The 21,784-nt window shown below is 60.0% G+C and carries 4 protein-coding genes; 3 read left to right on the forward strand and 1 reads right to left on the reverse strand.

What is annotated here, in order from left to right:
- Window positions 1-657 precede the first annotated feature (657 nt).
- Window positions 658-16,899: a VCBS domain-containing protein gene (locus J3D54_RS01130; RefSeq protein ID WP_253416352.1), complete on the forward strand. Its 16,242-nt coding sequence runs from the start codon at window positions 658-660 to the stop codon at window positions 16,897-16,899.
- 187 nt (window positions 16,900-17,086) lie between these two features.
- Entirely contained in the window at window positions 17,087-18,454 is a 1,368-nt protein-coding gene (locus J3D54_RS01135; RefSeq protein ID WP_253416353.1) for a lysozyme inhibitor LprI family protein, read from the forward strand.
- Between the two features lie 995 nt (window positions 18,455-19,449).
- On the opposite strand, the gene J3D54_RS01140 is transcribed toward J3D54_RS01135, so the two are convergent.
- Window positions 19,450-20,319, reverse strand: a complete 870-nt coding sequence (locus tag J3D54_RS01140) for an HNH endonuclease (RefSeq protein WP_253416354.1) — start codon at window positions 20,317-20,319, stop codon at window positions 19,450-19,452.
- Between J3D54_RS01140 and J3D54_RS01145 the strand changes: the two genes are divergently transcribed.
- Complete coding sequence (locus J3D54_RS01145) at window positions 20,286-21,755, forward strand: hypothetical protein (RefSeq protein ID WP_253416355.1); 1,470 nt, start codon at window positions 20,286-20,288, stop codon at window positions 21,753-21,755. The genes J3D54_RS01140 and J3D54_RS01145 overlap by 34 nt on opposite strands.
- Window positions 21,756-21,784 lie beyond the last annotated feature (29 nt).

Genomic DNA, 21,784 nt, shown 5'->3' on the forward strand with positions numbered 1-21,784 from the left:
AAAAAAACTGCCAGAGGAATGCTCTGATGGGCTTTTCTAACCGCTGACGCGGCAATTTTAGAGTGTCCTTGCCCTGGAATTACGCAGCCAGCCCTTGCCGCATAAGGGTTTCAGCTCATTTGAGGCACGCCACTATTGAGTGCCTGCGGCCCCTTCGCCAAAAACAAATCGACATAATATTGACACCAAAACACCCACTTGTCGGAATATTGGCACGTCGTACTGTTACCTTCGCTTAACACCTTTACAAAGCCTGCCCCCACAACTAAACACCTATCAAACTGATATCAGGAAAGGCCGTATCCCTGAGTCAGTGCTGCACCAAAACACGGCCTCACCCAGCTATCACTTCAGGGGTCCCTGCCATATGGGTACTCTCAGATTATTGCGCGCCATGCGCAGCGCAGCCCCAGGCTTGGGCCCACGTTCGCCCGACCGCTCCTGCGATTCGCTCCTCAAGTGCGGCGAACTTTTTCACCCCCGCGACACCAGCGTCCCTCTGCCGGCAGCGCCTATTGCGTCGGGCCCGGACGGCCGACGATGTCCGTCGGCCGCCTCGCACCGCTCCTGAACACTCTGAGCGGCACAAGCACGGGACTTCGTCCTGTTAGCAGTCCCTGGCGATTCCAATAAAAAAAAGATTCTCGGGAGAAAGACATGGCTACCACCACCACGACCAGCGGCGGCACCGTTACCTCGTTTTCCAATACACCGCAGGCGCAGGACGACATTTTCACCACAGGTGTCATTGGCACGAACAGCGTGACCATCACTGAAGACCTGCAGGGGGTCGTGTACCTGGATGTCATGTCCAATGACCTGGGCGGCAACGCAAAGACACTCTGGTCAGTTGATAACGCGACCAGTCTTTCTACTGCCACCAAGGTTTATGCCCCGGCCGATCTGCTGGTCCAGGACACGAGCAGAATTGAGGCGACGAGTACCGACACCAGCCTCAATGGGGCAAAGATCTGGATTACCTCGGATGGCAAAGTTGGCTATGACGCCGCGACCTTATCGACTGCTTTCAAAGCACAACTTCAAGAGCTTGCTGCCGGAGCGTCCCTGGCAGACAGCTTTACGTACGCGATTCGTCTCGGCAATGGCACCCTCAGCTGGGCCACCGCGCAGGTGCAATTTGCCGGTGTGAATGACAGCGTGACGATGAACATCGGTGTGCAGGCTGGCACGGTGACCGAAGATGCGCCCACGACGCCGAGCCCGACCGACTCGCTGAGCACGACGGGCACGATTGCGTTTAGCGATGTCGACCTGAGCGACACGCATACCGCCTCATTCGTGGCGGCGGGAGGCAATACCACGGCGCTGGGCAACTTCACTCTTGCCTCTGTAATGGAAGCGGCCAATGCGGCCAACGGCACCGTTAACTGGACTTACACCGTGAACAATGCGGCAGCCCAGTACCTGGCCCAGGGTCAGACGGCTACCGAAACCTATGTGGTCACCGTCAGTGATGGGCATGGTTCGTCGACAACGCAAAATGTGATCATCACCATCACCGGCACCAACGACCAGGTACACATCACCAGCGGCGTGCAGACCGGCGATGCCAAGGAAGACAGCGGCGATTACGCAGCCAACGGCAGCATCACCTTCACCGACGCCGACTTGATCGACACCCATAGCGTCACCGTCACACCGGGCGCTTCCGGCTACCTGGGCAGCTTCACTACAGATCCACTGCACGACAGCACCGGCACCGGCAGCGGTTCGCTGGGCTGGCACTTCGCGGTAGACAACGCCGCCGTGCAGTTCCTGGGCGAAGGCCAGACCCTCACCCAGACCTATAACGTAGCGATCGGCGACGGCGCGGTACAGACCGTGACCATTACTATTACCGGCACCAACGATCGGCCGACGCTGACGATTACCGATACCACCGGCGCAATGAACGAAGGCAATGGCACCGCCACACTAAGCGACAGCGGCGCCCTGAGTTTTGTCGATCCGGACCACACCGACACGGTGACCGTATCGCACGTCACCAACAACGACATCGCCTGGAGCGGCGGCACACTGAATGCGGGCGTGGCCTCGGCACTGGTCGCCGGTTTTTCGGTCGATCAGAACAGCTGGGACTACAGCACCAGCCAGAACCTCGACTTCCTCGGCGCGGGTGAAACCGTCACCTTCTCGTACACCGTGGTCGCCACCGACAACAGCGGTGCGGCTAACGCTGCTTCGGCGACGCAGACCGTGACCATCACCATTACTGGTAGCAACGATGCACCGGTGCTCAGTTTCGCCACCGGTAACGATGCCGGCGCCGTGAAGGAAGACACCACCCTCAGCGTCAGTGGCCAGTTCAACTCGACCGACATCGATCACGCGGCCACCGCCACCTGGAGCATTGCCGGGTCCAATACCGGCACTTACGGCTCGATCGCCGTCGACGGCGCCGGTAAATGGACCTACACCCTGGCCAACGGCACCGATGGCGTCGCCAGTGCCGTGCAATCACTGAGGGCCGGCGAGAGTCACAACGAAGTGTTCAGCGTGCAGGTCAGTGATGGCCTCGGTGGCGTCGCCACCCATCTGGTGACTGTCACCGTCACTGGCAGCAACGATGCGCCAGTGCTGAGCTTCGCGTCGGGCAACGATGCCGGTGCGGTGCAGGAGGACACTACCCTCAGCGTCAGTGGCCAGTTCAGCTCGACCGACATCGATCACGCGGCCACCGCCACCTGGAGCATTGCCGGGGCCAATACCGGCACTTACGGCTCGATCGCCGTCGACGGCGCCGGTAAATGGACCTACACCCTGGCCAACGGCACCGATGGCGTTGCCAGTGCGGTGCAATCACTGAGGGCCGGCGAGAGTCATAACGAAGTGTTCAGCGTGCAGGTCAGCGATGGCCTCGGCGGTGTCGCCACCCATCTGGTGACTGTCACCGTCACCGGAACCAACGACGGTCCGATCGCGGTGGCCGATACAGCCGCCGGCACGGAAAACCAGACCCTGACCATCAACGTGCTGGCCAACGACACCGACGTCGACGACGGTCACCTGTTCACCCTGAACACTGCCAGCGCGCCGCTCGGCCAAGGCACCGCCAGCGTGGTCGCCAACCAGTTGGTGTTCACCCCCGGCAGCGACTTCGATCATCTGGCGCAGGGTGCCGTCCAGCACGTGACACTCAGCTACACCATGCAGGACGAACACGGCGCGCTCTCGAGCTCCACCGTGAACGTGACTCTCACCGGCACCAACGACGGCCCAGTCGCGGTGGCCGATGTCGCTGCCGGCACGGAAAACCAGACCCTGACCATCAACGTGCTGGCCAACGACACCGACGTCGACGACGGTCACCTGTTCACCCTGAACTCTGCCAGCGCGCCGCTCGGCCAAGGCACCGCCAGCGTGGTCGCCAACCAGTTGGTGTTCAACCCAGGCAGCGACTTTGATCATCTGGCACAAGGTGCGGTCACGCACGTGACACTCAGCTACACCATGCAGGACGAACACGGCGCGCTCTCGAGCTCCACTGTGGACGTGACTATCACCGGCACTAACGACGGCCCGGTCGCGGTGGCCGATGTCGCCGCCGGCACAGAGAACCAGACCCTCACCATCGACGTGCTGGCCAACGACACCGACGTCGATGACGGTCATCTGTTCACCCTGAACACTGCCAGCGCCCCGCTCGGCCAAGGCACCGCCAGCGTGGTCGCCAACCAGCTGGTGTTCACCCCAGGCAGCGACTTCGATCATCTGGCACAAGGTGCAATCCAGCACGTGACACTCAGCTACACCATGCAGGACGAACACGGTGCGCTCTCGAGCTCCACCGTGGACGTGACCATCACCGGCACCAACGACGGCCCAGTCGCGGTAGCCGATGTCGCCGCCGGCACAGAGAACCAGACCCTGACCATCAATGTGCTGGCCAACGACACCGACGTCGATGACGGTCACCTGTTCACCCTGAACAGCGCCAGTTCGCCGATCGGCCAGGGCACGGCCAGCGTGGTCGCCAACCAACTGATGTTCACCCCCGGCAGCGACTTCGATCATCTGGCGCAGGGTGCCATCCAGCACGTGACACTCAGCTACACCATGCAGGACGAACACGGCGCGCTCTCGTCTAGCACTGTGGACGTGACTCTCACCGGCACCAACGACGGTCCGGTCGCGGTGGCCGATGTCGCCGCCGGCACAGAGAACCAGACCCTGACCATCAACGTCCTGGCCAACGACACCGACGTCGATGACGGTCACCTGTTCACCCTGAACACCGCCAGCGCCCCGCTCGGCCAAGGCACGGCCAGCGTGGTCGCCAACCAACTGATGTTCAACCCCGGCAGCGACTTCGATCATCTGGCGCAGGGTGCCGTCGCGCACGTGACACTCAGCTACACCATGCAGGACGAACACGGCGCACTCTCGAGCTCCACTGTGGACGTGACTATCACCGGCACCAACGACCAACCAACCCTGACAATTGCCGACACCACCAGCGCGATGAACGAAGGCGATGGCGCGGCAATGCTGAGCGACAGCGGCGCCCTGAGCTTTGCCGATCTGGACAGCATCGACGTGGTGACCGTGTCACACACCGCCAACGGCGACATCACCTGGAACGGCGGCACACTCAATGCGGGCGTAGCTTCGGCACTGGTCGCCGGCTTCTCGGTCGATCAGGACAGCTGGGATTACAGCACCAGCCAGAACCTCGACTTCCTCGGCGCGGGTGAAACCATCACCTTCTCGTACACGGTGGTCGCCACCGATGACAGCGACGCGGCTAACGCTGCTTCGGCAACGCAGACCGTGACCATCACCATTACCGGCAGCAATGACGCGCCGGTGCTCAGTTTCGCGAGCGGCAACGATGTCGGCGCGGTGCAGGAAGACACTGCTCTCAGCGTCAGCGGCCAGTTCAGCTCAAGCGACATCGATCACGCGGCCACCGCCACCTGGTCGATCAATGGATCGGCAACTGGCAGCTACGGCTCAATCGCCGTCGACAGCACTGGCCAGTGGACTTACACCCTGGCCAATGGCACCGATGGTGTCGCCAGTGTCGTGCAATCGCTGCAGGCCGGCGAGAGCCACGACGAAGTGTTCACCATCCAGGTCAGTGATGGCCTGGGCGGCGTCGACACCCAACAGGTGACCGTGACCGTCACCGGCAGCAACGATGCGCCAGTACTCAGTTTCGCGTCGGGTAATGAAGTGGGCGCGGTGCAAGAAGACACCAGCCTCAGCGTCAGCGGCCAGTTCAACTCAAGCGACATCGACCACGCGGCCACCGCCACCTGGACCATCAATGGCTCGGCAACTGGAACCTACGGCTCGATCGCCGTCGACAGCAGCGGCCAATGGACTTACACGTTGGCCAACGGCACCGATGGCGTCGCCAGTGCGGTGCAATCGCTGAAGGCCGGCGAGAGTCATGACGAAGTGTTCACCATCCAGGTCAGCGATGGCCTCGGCGGTGTCGACACCCAGCAGGTGACCGTGACCGTCACCGGCAGCAACGACGCCCCCGTACTCAGTTTCGCCAGTGGCAACGATGCCGGCGCGGTGCAGGAGGACACCACCCTCAGCGTCAGTGGCCAGTTCAACTCGATCGACATCGACCACGCGGCCACCGCCACCTGGACCATCAATGGCTCGGCAACTGGAACCTACGGCTCGATCGCCGTCGACAGCACGGGCCAGTGGACTTACACCCTGGCCAATGGCACCGACGGTGTCGCCAGTGCCGTGCAGTCGCTGAAGGCCGGCGAGAGTCATGACGAAGTGTTCACCATCCAGGTCAGCGATGGCCTCGGCGGTGTCGACACCCAGCAGGTAACCGTCACTGTCACCGGCAGCAACGACGCGCCGGTGCTGAGCTTCGCGTCGGGCAACGATGTGGGCGCGGTGCAGGAGGACAGCACGCTCAGCGTCAGTGGCCAGTTCAGTTCAAGCGACATCGACCACGCGGCTACCGCCACCTGGAGCATTGCCGGGTCCAATACCGGTACTTACGGCTCCATCGCCGTCGACAGCACTGGCCAGTGGACCTACACCCTGGCCAACGGCACCGACGGCGTCGCCAGTGCCGTGCAGTCACTGAAGGCCGGCGAAAGTCACGAAGAGGTGTTCAGCGTGCAGGTCAGCGATGGCCTGGGTGGCGTCGACACCCAACAGGTGACCGTGACCGTCACCGGCAGCAACGACGCCCCCGTACTCAGCTTCGCCAGCGGCAACAATGTCGGCGCCGTGCAGGAAGACACCACCCTCAGCGTCAGCGGCCAGTTCAACTCGACCGACATCGATCACGCGGCCACCGCCACCTGGTCCATCAATGGCTCGGCAACTGGAACCTACGGCTCGATCGCCGTCGACAGCACTGGCCAATGGACTTATACCCTGGCCAACGGCAGCGACGGCGTCGCCAGTGCCGTGCAATCGCTGAAGGCCGGCGAGAGCCACGACGAGGTGTTCAGCATCCAGGTCAGCGATGGCCTCGGCGGCGTCGACACCCAGCAGGTAACTGTCATCGTCACCGGCAGCAACGATGCGCCGGTGCTCAGTTTCGCCAGCGGCAACGAGCTTGGCGCGGTGCAGGAAGACACCACCCTCAGCGTCAGCGGCCAGTTCAGCTCGGCCGACATCGACCACGATGCCACCGCCACCTGGACCATCAATGGTTCGGCAACTGGCAGCTACGGCTCGATCGCCGTCGACAGCACGGGCCAATGGACCTATACCCTGGCCAACGGCAGCGATGGCGTTGCCAGTGCCGTGCAATCGCTGAAGGCCGGCGAGAGTCATGACGAAGTGTTCAGCGTGCAGGTCAGCGATGGCCTCGGCGGCGTCGACACCCAGCAGGTGACTGTCACCGTCACCGGCAGCAACGATGCGCCGGTGCTCAGCTTCGCCAGCGGCAACGAGCTTGGCGCGGTGCAGGAAGACACCACCCTCAGCGTCAGCGGCCAGTTCAGCTCGGCCGACATCGACCACGATGCCACCGCCACCTGGAGCATTGCCGGATCCAATACCGGTACTTACGGCTCCATCGCCGTCGACAGCACTGGCCAGTGGACCTACACCCTGGCCAACGGCACCGACGGCGTCGCCAGTGCCGTGCAGTCACTGAAGGCCGGCGAAAGTCACGAAGAGGTGTTCAGCGTGCAGGTCAGCGATGGCCTGGGTGGCGTCGACACCCAACAGGTGACCGTGACCGTCACCGGCAGCAACGACGCCCCCGTACTCAGCTTCGCCAGCGGCAACGATGTCGGCGCCGTGCAGGAAGACACCACCCTCAGCGTCAGCGGCCAGTTCAACTCGACCGACATCGATCACGCGGCCACCGCCACCTGGTCCATCAATGGCTCGGCAACTGGAACCTACGGCTCGATCGCCGTCGACAGCACTGGCCAATGGACTTATACCCTGGCCAACGGCAGCGACGGCGTCGCCAGTGCCGTGCAATCGCTGAAGGCCGGCGAGAGCCACGACGAGGTGTTCAGCATCCAGGTCAGCGATGGCCTCGGCGGCGTCGACACCCAGCAGGTAACTGTCATCGTCACCGGCAGCAACGATGCGCCGGTGCTCAGTTTCGCCAGCGGCAACGAGCTTGGCGCGGTGCAGGAAGACACCACCCTCAGCGTCAGCGGCCAGTTCAGCTCGGCCGATATCGATCATGCGGCCACCGCGACCTGGAGCATTGCCGGAACAGCTACCGGCACTTACGGTTCCATCGCCGTCGACAGCACCGGCCAATGGACCTACACCCTGGCCAATGGCACCGATGGTGTTGCCAGCGCGGTGCAATCGCTGAAGGCCGGCGAGAGTCATGACGAGGTGTTCAGCGTCCAGGTCAGCGATGGCCTCGGCGGTGTCGCCACCCAGCAGGTAACCGTCACTGTCACCGGCAGCAACGACGCGCCGGTGCTCAGCTTCGCGAGCGGCAATGATGTCGGCGCGGTGCAGGAAGACACTACCCTCAGCGTCAGCGGCCAGTTCAGTTCAAGCGACATCGATCATGCAGCCACCGCGACCTGGAGCATTAATGGCTCGGCAACTGGAACCTATGGCTCGATCGCCGTGGACAGCACCGGCCAATGGACCTACACGTTGGCCAACGGCACCGATGGCGTCGCCAGTGCGGTGCAGTCGCTGCAGGCCGGCGAGAGCCACGACGAGGTGTTCAGTGTGCAGGTCAGCGATGGCCTCGGCGGTGTCGCCACCCAGCAGGTAACCGTCACTGTCACCGGCAGCAACGATGCGCCGGTGCTCAGCTTCGCGAGCGGCAATGATGTCGGCGCGGTGCAGGAAGACACTACCCTCAGCGTCAGCGGCCAGTTCAACTCGGCCGATATCGACCACGACGCCACCGCCACCTGGAGCATTGCCGGGTCCAACACCGGCAGCTACGGCTCGATCGCCGTCGACGGCGCCGGTAAATGGACCTACACCCTGGCCAACGGCACCGACGGTGTCGCCAGTGCCGTGCAATCGCTGAAAGCCGGCGAGAGTCATGATGAGGTGTTCACCATCCAGGTCAGCGACGGCCTCGGCGGCGTCGACACCCAGCAAGTGACCGTCACCGTCACCGGCAGCAATGACGCGCCGGTGCTCAGCTTCGCGTCGGGCAACGATGCCGGCGCAGTGCAGGAGGACAGCACCCTTAGCGTCAGTGGCCAGTTCAGCTCAAGCGACATCGATCATGCAGCCACCGCCACCTGGTCGATCAATGGATCGGCAACTGGAACCTATGGCTCGATCGCCGTGGACAGCAGCGGCCAATGGACCTACACCCTGGCCAATGGCACCGATGGTGTTGCCAGCGCGGTGCAATCGCTGAAGGCCGGCGAGAGTCATGACGAGGTGTTCAGCGTCCAGGTCAGCGATGGCCTCGGCGGTGTCGCCACCCAGCAGGTAACCGTCACTGTCACCGGCAGCAACGATGCGCCGGTGCTCAGCTTCGCGAGCGGCAATGATGTCGGCGCGGTGCAGGAAGACACTACCCTCAGCGTCAGCGGCCAGTTCAACTCGGCCGATATCGACCACGACGCCACCGCCACCTGGAGCATTGCCGGGTCCAACACCGGCAGCTACGGTTCCATCGCCGTCGACGGCGCCGGTAAATGGACCTACACCCTGGCCAACGGCACCGACGGTGTCGCCAGTGCCGTGCAATCGCTGAAAGCCGGCGAGAGTCATGATGAGGTGTTCACCATCCAGGTCAGCGACGGCCTCGGCGGCGTCGACACCCAGCAAGTGACCGTCACCGTCACCGGCAGCAATGACGCGCCGGTGCTCAGCTTCGCGTCGGGCAATGATGTCGGCGCGGTGCAGGAAGACACTACCCTCAGCGTCAGCGGCCAGTTCAGTTCAAGCGACATCGATCATGCAGCCACCGCGACCTGGAGCATTAATGGCTCGGCAACTGGAACCTATGGCTCGATCGCCGTGGACAGCACCGGCCAATGGACCTACACGTTGGCCAACGGCACCGATGGCGTCGCCAGTGCGGTGCAATCGCTGCAGGCCGGCGAGACTCACGATGAAGTGTTCAGTGTGCAGGTCCGTGATGGCTTGGGCGGTGTCGACACTCAGCAGGTGACCGTGACCGTCACCGGCAGCAACGACGCGCCAGTGCTCAGTTTCGCGAACGGCAACGATGTCGGCGCGGTGCAGGAAGACACTACCCTCAGCGTCAGTGGCCAGTTCAGTTCAAGCGACATCGATCATGGGGCCACCGCCACCTGGAGCATTGCCGGGTCCAACACCGGCAGCTACGGCTCGATCGCCGTGGACAGCACCGGCCAATGGACTTACACCCTGGCCAACGGCAGCGATGGCGTCGCCAGTGCGGTGCAGTCGCTGCAGGCCGGCGAGAGTCATGACGAAGTGTTCACCATCCAGGTCAGCGATGGCCTCGGCGGTGTCGACACCCAGCAGGTGACCGTGACCGTCACCGGCAGCAACGACGCACCGGTGCTCAGTTTCGCCAGCGGCAACGATGTCGGCGCCGTGCAGGAAGACACCACCCTCAGCGTCAGCGGCCAGTTCAACTCGACCGACATCGACCACGCGGCCACCGCGACCTGGACCATCAATGGCTCGGCAACTGGAACCTATGGCTCGATCGCCGTCGACAGCAGCGGCCAATGGACCTACACGTTGGCCAACGGCACCGATGGCGTCGCCAGTGCGGTGCAGTCGCTGCAGGCCGGCGAGACTCACGACGAAGTATTCAGTGTGCAGGTCAGCGATGGCCTCGGCGGTGTCGCCACCCAGCAGGTGACTGTCACCGTCACCGGCAGCAATGACGCACCGGTGCTGAGCTTCGCGTCGGGCAACGATGTCGGCGCCGTGCAGGAAGACAGCATCCTCAGCGTCAGTGGCCAGTTCAACTCGATCGACATCGACCACGCGGCCACCGCGACCTGGAGCATTGCCGGGTCCAACACCGGCACTTACGGCTCGATCGCCGTGGACAGCACGGGCCAGTGGACTTACACCCTGGCCAATGGCACCGATGGTGTCGCCAGTGCCGTGCAGTCGTTGAAAGCCGGTGAAAGTCACGACGAGGTGTTCAGCGTGCAGGTCAGCGATGGCCTGGGTGGCGTCGACACCCAGCAGGTGACCGTGACCGTCACCGGCAGCAACGACGCACCGGTGCTCAGTTTCGCCAGTGGCAACGATGCCGGCGCGGTGCAGGAAGACAGCACCCTCAGCGTCAGCGGCCAGTTCAACTCGACCGACATCGACCACGCGGCCACCGCGACCTGGAGCATTGCCGGGTCCAACACCGGCAGCTACGGCTCGATCGCCGTCGACAGCACCGGCCAGTGGACTTACACCCTGGCCAACGGTACCGATGGTGTCGCCAGTGCCGTGCAATCGCTGAAGGCCGGCGAGAGTCATGACGAAGTGTTCACCATCCAGGTCAGCGATGGCCTCGGCGGTGTCGACACCCAGCAGGTGACCGTGACCGTCACCGGCAGCAACGACGCCCCCGTACTCAGTTTCGCCAGTGGCAACGATGCCGGCGCGGTGCAGGAAGACAGCACCCTCAGCGTCAGCGGCCAGTTCAACTCGACCGACATCGACCACGCGGCCACCGCGACCTGGAGCATTGCCGGGTCCAATACCGGCAGCTACGGTTCCATCGCCGTGGACAGCACCGGCCAATGGACCTACACGTTGGCCAACGGCACCGACGGTGTCGCCAGTGCCGTGCAATCGCTGAAGGCCGGCGAGAGTCACGATGAAGTGTTCACCATCCAGGTCAGCGACGGCTTGGGCGGCGTCGACACCCAGCAGGTGAGCGTCACCGTCACCGGCAGCAACGACGCGCCGGTGCTCAGTTTCGCGTCGGGTAATGAAGTGGGCGCGGTGCAGGAAGACAGCAGCCTCAGCGTCAGTGGCCAGTTCAGCTCGAGCGACATCGATCACGCGGCCACCGCCACCTGGAGCATTGCCGGGTCCAATACCGGCACTTATGGCTCGATCACCGTCGACAGCAGCGGCGGCCAATGGACTTATACCCTGGCCAACGGCACCGACGGTGTCGCCAGTGCCGTGCAATCACTGAAGGCCGGCGAGAGTCACAATGAAGTGTTCACCATCCAGGTCAGCGATGGCCTCGGCGGTATCGACACCCAGCAGGTGACCGTCACCGTCACCGGCAGCAACGATGCGCCGGTGCTCAGTTTCGCGTCGGGTAATGAAGTGGGCGCGGTGCAGGAAGACACCAGCCTCAGCGTCAGCGGCCAGTTCAACTCGAGCGACATCGATCATGCGGCCACCGCCACCTGGAGCATTGCCGGGTCCAATACCGGCAGCTACGGCTCGATCGCCGTGGACAGCACCGGCCAATGGACTTACACCCTGACCAACGGCACCGATGGCGTTGCCAGTGCGGTGCAATCGCTGAAGGCCGGCGAGACTCACGACGAAGTGTTCAGCGTGCAGGTCAGCGATGGCCTCGGCGGCGTCGACACCCAGCAGGTGACCGTGACCGTCACCGGCAGCAACGACGCCGCAGTGCTGTCCTCGGCCAGCGTCACGCTGACCGAAACCAATGCTCCGCTGACCACCGGCGGCAGCCTGACCATCAGCGATATCGACAGCCCGGAAAGCTTCCAGGCGCAGTCCGGCACCGCTGGCGCCAACGGAGCCTTCGCCATCGATGCCGCGGGTAACTGGAGCTATACCGCCAACTCGGCCTTCGATGCACTCAATGTCGGCGACAGCCTGACCGACACCTTCGCGGTATTCAGTGCTGATGGCACCGAGACCTCAGTCAGCGTCACCATCAACGGCACTAACGATGCACCGGTAACCGACCTGAACGGTGGAAGCGCCGGCAACGACGCGACCGCAGCTTTCACCGAACAGACCTCCGTGCTGATCGCCCCGTCGGCGACCATCACCGACGTCGACTCGGCCAACCTGACCTCGATGACGGCGACGCTGACGGTGCGCCCTGACGGCAACACCACCGAGTCGCTATCGCTTAACGCGAGCGCCACTACCGCAGCGGCCGGCCTGACGGTTAGCTACACCACCAGCACCGGCGTGCTGTCGATCACCGGTTCGGCCAGTAAAGCCACATACCAGACAATTCTGGACGGCATCCTCTACAACAACTCCAGCAATACGCCGACCACTTCTGATCGGACAGTGAACGTTCTGGTCAGCGACGGCATCGACAGCAGCATCTCGCACAGCGTCACCATCGGCATCACCGCACTCAACGACACGCCGGTGAACACGTTGCCGGCAAGCTACACGACGAATGAAGACGCCGCATTCAAGCTCAGCGGCCTGTCGGTGGCAGACGTCGACGCAGGCGCTGGCAACATCTCGGTTACGCTCACGGTCGGCAGCGGCTCGTTGACGGCCGCGACAGCGGGCAGTGTCTCGGTCAGCGGCTCAGGCACCAGCAGCATCGTGCTCACGGGTACCCTCGCCAACATCAACACTTACCTGGCCACGGTCGCCAACCAGCCGACCTACACCCCGGCTGCCAATGCCAACGGTACGGTCACCCTGACCATGCTGACCAATGACGGCGGCAACACGGGCACTGGTGGTGCGCTGAGCGACAGCGACACGATCAACATCAACATCACCGCGGTCAACGACGCACCGGTGAACACGCTGCCGGCAAGCTACACGACGAATGAAGACACCGCATTCAAGCTCAGCGGCCTGTCGGTGGCAGACGTCGACGCAGGCGCTGGCAGCATCTCGGTCACGCTCACGGTCGGCAGCGGCACCTTGACGGTCGCGGGAGCAGGCAGTGTCTCGGTCAGTGGCTCGGGCACCAGCAGCATCGTGCTCACGGGTACCCTCACCAACATCAACACTTACCTGGCAACGGTCGCCAACCAGCCGACCTACACCCCGACTGCCAATGCCAACGGTACGGTCACCCTGACCATGCTGACCAATGACGGCGGCAACACGGGCACTGGTGGTGCGCTGAGCGACAGCGACACGATCAACATCAACATCACCGCGCTCAATGACGCACCGGTGAACACGCTGCCGGCAAGCTACACGACGAATGAAGACACCGCATTCAAGCTCAGCGGCCTGTCGGTGGCAGACGTCGACGCAGGCGCTGGCAGCATCTCGGTCACGCTCACGGTCGGCAGCGGCTCGTTGACGGCCGCGACAGCGGGCATTGTCTCGGTCAGCGGCTCAGGCACCAGCAGCATCGTGCTCACCGGTACCCTCGCCAATATCAACACTTACCTGGCCACGGTCGCCAACCAGCCGACCTACACCCCGACTGCCAATGCCAACGGTACGGTCACCCTGACCATGCTGACCAATGACGGCGGCAACACGGGCACTGGTGGTGCGCTGAGCGACAGCGACACGATCAACATCAACATCACCGCGCTCAATGACGCACCGGTGAACACGCTGCCGGCAAGCTACACGACGAATGAAGACACCGCATTCAAGCTCAGCGGCCTGTCGGTGGCAGACGTCGACGCAGGCGCTGGCAGCATCTCGGTTACGCTCACGGTCGGCAGCGGCTCGTTGACGGCCGCGACAGCGGGCAGTGTCTCGGTCAGCGGCTCAGGCACCAGCAGCATCGTGCTCACCGGTACCCTCACCAACATCAACACTTACCTGGCCACGGTCGCCAACCAGCCGACCTACACCCCGGCTGCCAATGCCAACGGTACGGTCACCCTGACCATGCTGACCAATGACGGCGGCAACACGGGCACTGGTGGTGCGTTGAGCGACAGCGACACGATCAACATCAACATCACCGCGATCAACGACACACCGGTGAACACGTTGCCGGCAAGCTACACGACGAATGAAGACACTGCATTCAAGCTCAGCGGCCTGTCGGTGGCAGACGTCGACGCAGGCGCTGGCAGCATCTCGGTCACGCTCACGGTCGACAGCGGCTCGTTAACGGCCGCGACAGCAGGCAGTGTCACGATCAGCGGCTCGGGCACCAGCAGCATCGTGCTCACCGGTACCCTCACCAACATCAACACTTACCTGGCCACGGTCGCCAACCAGCCGACCTACACCCCGGCTGCCAATGCCAACGGTACGGTCACCCTGACCATGCTGACCAATGACGGCGGCAACACGGGCACTGGTGGTGCGTTGAGCGACAGCGACACGATCAACATCAACATCACCGCGGTCAATGACGCGCCGGTACTGTCCGGGACAGCTCCGACGTCGGTCAATGTCAGCGGCGGGGTGTTGGTGAGTTCGTTCCTGAGTTCCACTGATGTGGACAGTGGTGCACTGAAGGGCATCGCGATCACCGCTGCGACCCGCACAAATGGCTCTACTGGCAAGTGGCAGTACTCAACAGACAGTGGATCGACGTGGACAGATGTCGGCACGGTAAGTACGAACTCGGCGCTGCTGCTGCGTAGCGGAGACTTAGTACGCATGACCGGTAACGGAAATGCGGGAGATCTAACCTACAAGGCGTGGGATCAGACGTCGGGCACGTTTGCGACGAAGATCGACCCTGGCTCAGGCGGGGGTGCCAGCGCGTTCAGCACGACCAGCGTTACATGGTCGGTCACTCACCCGGCAGGCACCGCCGGCGAGCCGATCAACTTGGCTCTGGTCAACCCGTCGGCGGATCACAGTCTTCCTGTCACGGTAACGATCACCGGTGTTCCAGCGGACTGGATAGTGAACGGCGCCACGCATCTCGGCGGCGGCAGTTGGTCGGTCACCACTATCGATCCCTCGGTACTCACCGTCACTACGACGGCAGGCTACGTCGGCGCTATGGTGTTGCATGTAACGGAGACTTGGACCAATGCAGACGGGACCACAGGAAGCGCCATCATCTCGGACAACGTAGAGGCTTACGCCCCAGGCTCACCAATCTTCGCCTTGTCCCTCAACGACAACCTGACCGGCTCGTCCGGTGCCGACACCTTCGTCTTCGCCCAGCCGATCGGCAACAACCAGATCTACAACTTCGATGCCGCGGCGGACAAGATCGACCTGATCGGCTTCACAGGCGTCACCGGCTTTGCTGACTTGAGCATCACTAACGACGCAAACGGCAATGCGCTGGTCAGCATAGGCACTGGCCAGACGATCACCCTGAAAGGTGTCGACGCGGCGAGCTTGAGCGAAGCGAACTTCCAGTTCGATGTCGACCCGCTCACCAACAACACCGGTACCCTCACCATTGCCGACGGCGCGATCATGCCGTTCGGTGGCAGCCTCCATAACAGCGGCACCATCGAGCTCGGCTCCGCCGGCAGCGCGACCAGTCTTGAGGTTCTGTTCCGTGGCGCGACGTTGACCGGTGGCGGCCAAGTGCTGCTATCCGACAACGCGCAAAACGTGATTTTCGGTGGCAGTGCCGACACCGTACTGAACAACGTCGACAACCGCATTTCCGGCGCCGGCCAGTTGGGTGCCGGGCAGATGGTGCTGATCAATTCGGGGCTGATCATGGCCAGCGGGCTGAACAGCCTCGTGCTCGATACCGGCACCCACACCATCACCAACAGCGGGGTGCTGGAGTCCACGGGCCCAGGCGGCATGACGGTGGCCAGTACGGTCGAAAACACCGGCCACCTGTGGGCCAATGGTGGCGACCTGCGCCTGCTGGCCGACGTGACCGGCGATGGCAGCGCCACCATCGACGGTAACGCGACCCTGACCTTCTCCGGTGCTGCACACGGGTCCGTCGCCTTCCACGGCGAAGGCGCGGGCACGCTGGTGATCGCACAGGCCGAAACAGCGGGCTCGCTGGCCGGCATCCTCGGCCTTGAGAGCAATGACATGCTGACGTTCGGCAATCTCACTTTCGGCGCCAACACCCAGCTCAGCTACAACACCAACGCCTCTGGCGCCGGCGGCCTGCTGACAGTGGACGACGGCGTGCATCGGGCCGAGGTGAACCTGCTGGGGCATTACTCGGCGGAAGACTTCCAGGTCACCGACGGCGGCGCGGCCGGCACTCAAGTCAGTTACCACGGAGAATCCAGCGGCACGCTGGTGGGCACCATGCTCGCAGACACGATCAATGGCGGCGACGGCAACGACATCATCGTGGGCCGTGGCGGCGCAGACACGCTCAGCGGTGGCGCGGGAGCCGACGTGTTTGCCTACTTCAATGTTAATGAAGGCGGCGATCATATCCTCGACTACAACTACGCCGAAGGGGACAAAATCGACCTCTCCGCACTGCTCAAGGCGAACTTTGTCGCCGGCACCAGCCAGGTGTCGGACTTTGTCCAAGTGGTGCAGACCGGCAACGACATCACCGTGAAGGTGGATCCCGATGGCGCAAGCAATGGCAAGAACTTCGTCGATGTGGCGGTGCTTGACCACGCGGGTACGCCTGGGCCCGATCTGGTGCGCACCTGGTTCGGGGATGCCGAGCATACGCTGACGGCGTGATAGTGGGCTGGAGTTGAGCAGTTGATGATCGTGGAGACCAGGGAAGGTCGAACCATAATCCAGCTACTCAACTCCTTCGCTCACGCTGGATGCCCCTAACCAGTTGATTCACCGGCGGATGTAACGCGCTGGATGAACCTCTGGGCTGCGTAGTTTAATGTGCACCACCCCGGAAAAGGATTTCATCGTGTACATCAAAGGACGCTACATCGCATCTGCCTGCGCGCTGCTGTTTTTCCAGCATGCACTGGCGACAGGAATGGACTGCACAAAAGCGGCAAACGCTGTCGAAAATACAATTTGCGCGAACAAAGGACTGCATGAGCTGGATACGCAAATGGGTTCGGCCTATCGAACGCTGATGAACGCCGCTTCGCCGGCGCAGGTTGAACTGAAGAGATCCCAGCGCCAATGGTTGAAAGTACGCAATGAATGCGTCGAAGACGTTGCCTGCCTGGACCAACACTATCGCGAACGCTTGCAGGCATTGCACGTGCAATGGATCGACACCGTTGCCTATCAACCTGACGACGTCGATAAACAGGTGATGGAGGATTTGCAACAACGCATCCAAGACCTGAGCAAGGACAATCCGGAGTTTGCGCTGGAGCGGGCACTCGACTCTATGGCGTTCGACAGCAGCACAACGTCATTCCCTGGCGACCCGGGTGAAGATGAGCAAACCCTCTTTCCCAAGAGTATTCCCCAAGATGTCACGGAGGACGAGTGGAAGGCGCTGAAAGCGTCCGGCATCGACGACACCGCTGAATCCGGGCACACCTCATACACGCTGATGGATATGGACGGCGACGGACAGCGTGACCTCATCGTTGAAACCTATTCCGGCGGCACCGGGATGTTCAGTTACACGCAAACCTACCGTCGCAGCGAAGGCCGGTTCATCAGCAGGACATCGGGGCCAGCCCATGAATCCGGCTCGCTTTTTTATACCAATGAACGCGGCGCCAACCAATCCGTGAACTGGATCAAGGCTCGCGGAAAAATGTACGTCGCCTACCGAAACGGTAGCTACGGCGTTGACCAAGTCTTTCTTCTCAATCCCCTGAAGATCAATAACAAAGTGCCTACACTGACCGTTCGCTACGGCTATCAACTGACAGTGCCCCACACTCAATATCTGGAGGACGGCACCACCGCTTTCGAGCTGGAGCCTGTCCTGCAAAAGGTACTCGCGAAAGCCTTGATCAAAGTGAATGCAGGTGAAGCCCTGGAGACTGGCCGACAGAAAACTCCGATCTGCCCCATTCCCCGTTCAGTACAAGACAGTGATGACTATTACAGCTTCGGAGCGAGTTACTACGCGGTCGAACCCGTCGCCGATCTGCCAGTGGTCATCGGCAATGACTGCTTCATCGCAAGACTGATCAATTGGTACGGGAGTTATGGCGACAAGAACGGACTGTCTGCATTACTGACGTTGCGCAAACCGGGATCTGAAGACCAGGAACGCAGTTATTCGGTCAACGGACGTCGACATATCACGCAAGTGAGCACATCGATTGGCAAGGCCGAAGGTGGGGCTGAAAATTTTTAGTCAGCTATCCACCGATAGAAAGCCACAAAAAAGCCCCACCAGATCACTCTGTGTGGGGCTTTCAAATATGTGGTGTCCCAGGGCAGGTTCGAACCATTATCTGGAGCAACCTCCTACCTCCAAACATCCATCATGGCCAACATGCTGATTTACAGAGATAAATCTCGACTCGCTTACGTTTTTGAATTGGTGAAATGCTCACCGATTCAGCGAGCCAGCAAGATTCCTTTGAAAAATCTGTAAATCTACAGAGGCAGCATCCTGTACAGCGGCGCGATGTCCAGGCGGCAAATTAGCAAATAGCTAATAAAAGCAGAGGGCGCGAGAATGGCGGGCGCAAATCGATCACTACACATCTTTACGTGGAATCGCGTAACGGAGGTCGGCAGTGCCCCTCCGAAGACGCCCCTACTGAATCGGCCTTGGATTCGAAGACACTGGATAGCCGCTTTTTAGCCAATTGCTGCCAGTGTTCGAAGAGTAGCTATCGACCGATTCTGTTGAAAAAGTCGGCCATGGTTTCCACGGCAGAAAAATACGCACGTGAGATTGAAATCTTTACTTTTGGCAGAGGCTTTCGGGCTCAGATTTCACGTAGCAGCGTGTAAAAATGGCGTTTTCACCAGTCAATATTCAGGCCATTTGGGCGAACCGACTTTTTCAACAGAATCGGCCAGAAACGGCCACCCACCTGTATGCTCGCAGAACCATTCGCTGGCTTGAATGGTGGTATGGGGTTGGATTTACAGGGTAGGGCCAGAACGCGATAGCAGCTGCCGCCAGGTTGCTTCAAAGACGCCGGCAAGCGGCAGCTGCTTCAGGATTGCGGTGCTTGTTTTAAACTTGCTGCACTGACATCATCAAACCAACATTCGGTGTGATGCTTGTCATTCAACTTCACTCGCAGCCCAAAGCCACAGAGGCAGCATTGCTTTACGTCATAGCAGCGTCGCCAGTCTCTGACTAGTGGCTGTGAACATCTTGCTATCACCCAACTACAAACTAGCAGCTCTCACCGCCTTCTCAACCAACTCGAAACTTGCCGAGCGCACGCCCACTATCATATTCAATATGGTTTCGTGAGAGCTTCCTGTCAATTCTGCCCTAGCATCTATGATCATCTTTGCCAATTCATTATCCGCAATATGCGGATATTGACCAATCGCAGTGAGTACCGACAAATGCAAATCGGACGCATATGAAATACTTTCAAAGGCTCGGCGCTTCTCCACTTCAGGCATGCTGGATAAACCGCATGCGTTGATAAGTGCTTCTGCTCGCGCCTTATTGCTTCGCCCACCTATGGGCTCAAAAATATAGCCTTCATGAATTTTAATATGCTCACTGTATCTATGGATATATGGGTGCACCCATAGGTAGTCGTCAGGGCTTATTGGATAAGAGCAATAGTTAGTCAGTGCACGCATTAGCACCGGTTTATCGCTCTTGTTTTTATTGCAGCGCTTGCAAATGGCAACCAGATTCATCCTTTCATAAGTGAATCGTGCCATTCCAACAATGGCTTTAGCAATAATGTGGTCTATTTCGTTTCGGCCAATTTCATGCGACAAGGCTCTAAGGGAGCGCTTGCCCGGGCGCTGCGCGAACTGGTCGACGCCAAGCTGATTATTCAGACGTACAGCAAGCCAGGCGAGCGCAGCCGGTACGGGATCAATTTTCCGCCGTACTCGGCCTGTGTGAGTATCCGCGAAGCAGGAAATCTCAGGCACTGCTAACGTGCTTCCCATCAAGGCGTTAAGAATGTAGTTTCCGACCAACGAATCGAAAAAATCAAAATACTCTGAGAGCACAAAATACAGGGAGGCGTTAAATGCTATTTTGGGAATGGGAGCGTTTAGAGTCATTTATTGAGCAAAATCACTTTCAGATATCTGATGCTGGAAAACTGATAACTCCAATCAGCAGTTTCAAACTAAGGAGAGATCCGGAGCTGCAACTGTACTTAGAAACAAAATCACAAAAAATGGCAACATCTGAACAAGAGAGCCACCCACCAGGCACTGTCCACATCAATGAAGAAACAGTTAGTTTTTTGAGTATTAACGGATGCACTGGCCTAGCTTCCGGGGTACAGATACTCAGCACCAATAGCAACAATAACATTCACCACAACACTCGCCAGACGACTCAAACATCCTCAGTGCATCAATTTGAGTGCCACACAACACAAACAGGCCCTGTCGAATTTACTTTTGACTGGATTGCGAACATGGATGACTGCTTCTACATCTGGCCAGATGGAGTTCGTGATAAGCTGATAACCACTCCAACCAGAACGTTTGGATCAGACGTAAACAAAATCACCTTCGAAGCAGAGTCTATCACCGAAGGAAATGGCAGAAAGTGCGTCGACATGACTATCTGCGGGCAGCGCGTAATACTAGGCGTGACTAAAGCCGAAGACATCGACCAAGAATTAAAACCAGGGTATATACTTTTCCCCGGCGAACCAGACGATGCGACAAGAAAGAAAATCAGGGACGGCTTATCATTTATTCTCGGATTTCCAATCATTCACATCGGATCTTCAAAACTCGATGAACAGCAACAATTAAAGAGTTTCAAGGCCATAAGCGCCAACTCAATGGATGGCAGGGCTTTTAAAACACAGGTGCTCCCACCCGCACCAGTAACAATTCAAAACACAACAAACATGATTGACAAAACAAAGCTGGAGCGAATGGTAAATTCATTCTGTGACAACTATGAAAGCTATGGCCTCAGCTCTTTAAACTGGAACTATTGGTACGCAATGACAGCACCGACACACATGGCACCTGCATATTTCGGAGCCATAATTGAGTCCATACAAAAAAAGCACATCGAAACGCTTGGCAGCAAGTTCAACAACTGCATCATCAGTAAAAAAGAATACAAAGAAATCAAACTGATAATTTTAAAAGCTACTCAAGAAACCAAGCTATCACCACAGGATAAAAAAGTACTGATTGAAAAGCTCAGCAACGGAAACTCCGCCTCCCAAAAGATTCGTTCTCAACGTTTCTTTGAATATTTGGGCTTGGATATGGGGACGGCAGAGTTATCCGCCTGGCAGCGTAGGAATGACGCCGCACACGGCAATGACATACCGAATAAAGACTACATTTCGCTTATCAAAGAAACAAAACTACTAAAACTGATACTTCATCGAATAGTGCTTAAAATCACAAATGCAAGCGACTCATATATAGACTATTACTCGCTACATTTCCCAACGCGCCAGATCTCATCTGGAGTATCTGATGAGGCTTCAGCAACCAGCCGACCGATCGGCCCGTGAGATGCACTCAAATCTGAGTGCATCTCCAC

This window comes from Pseudomonas sp. GGS8 (assembly GCF_024168645.1).
Classification (GTDB): domain Bacteria; phylum Pseudomonadota; class Gammaproteobacteria; order Pseudomonadales; family Pseudomonadaceae; genus Aquipseudomonas.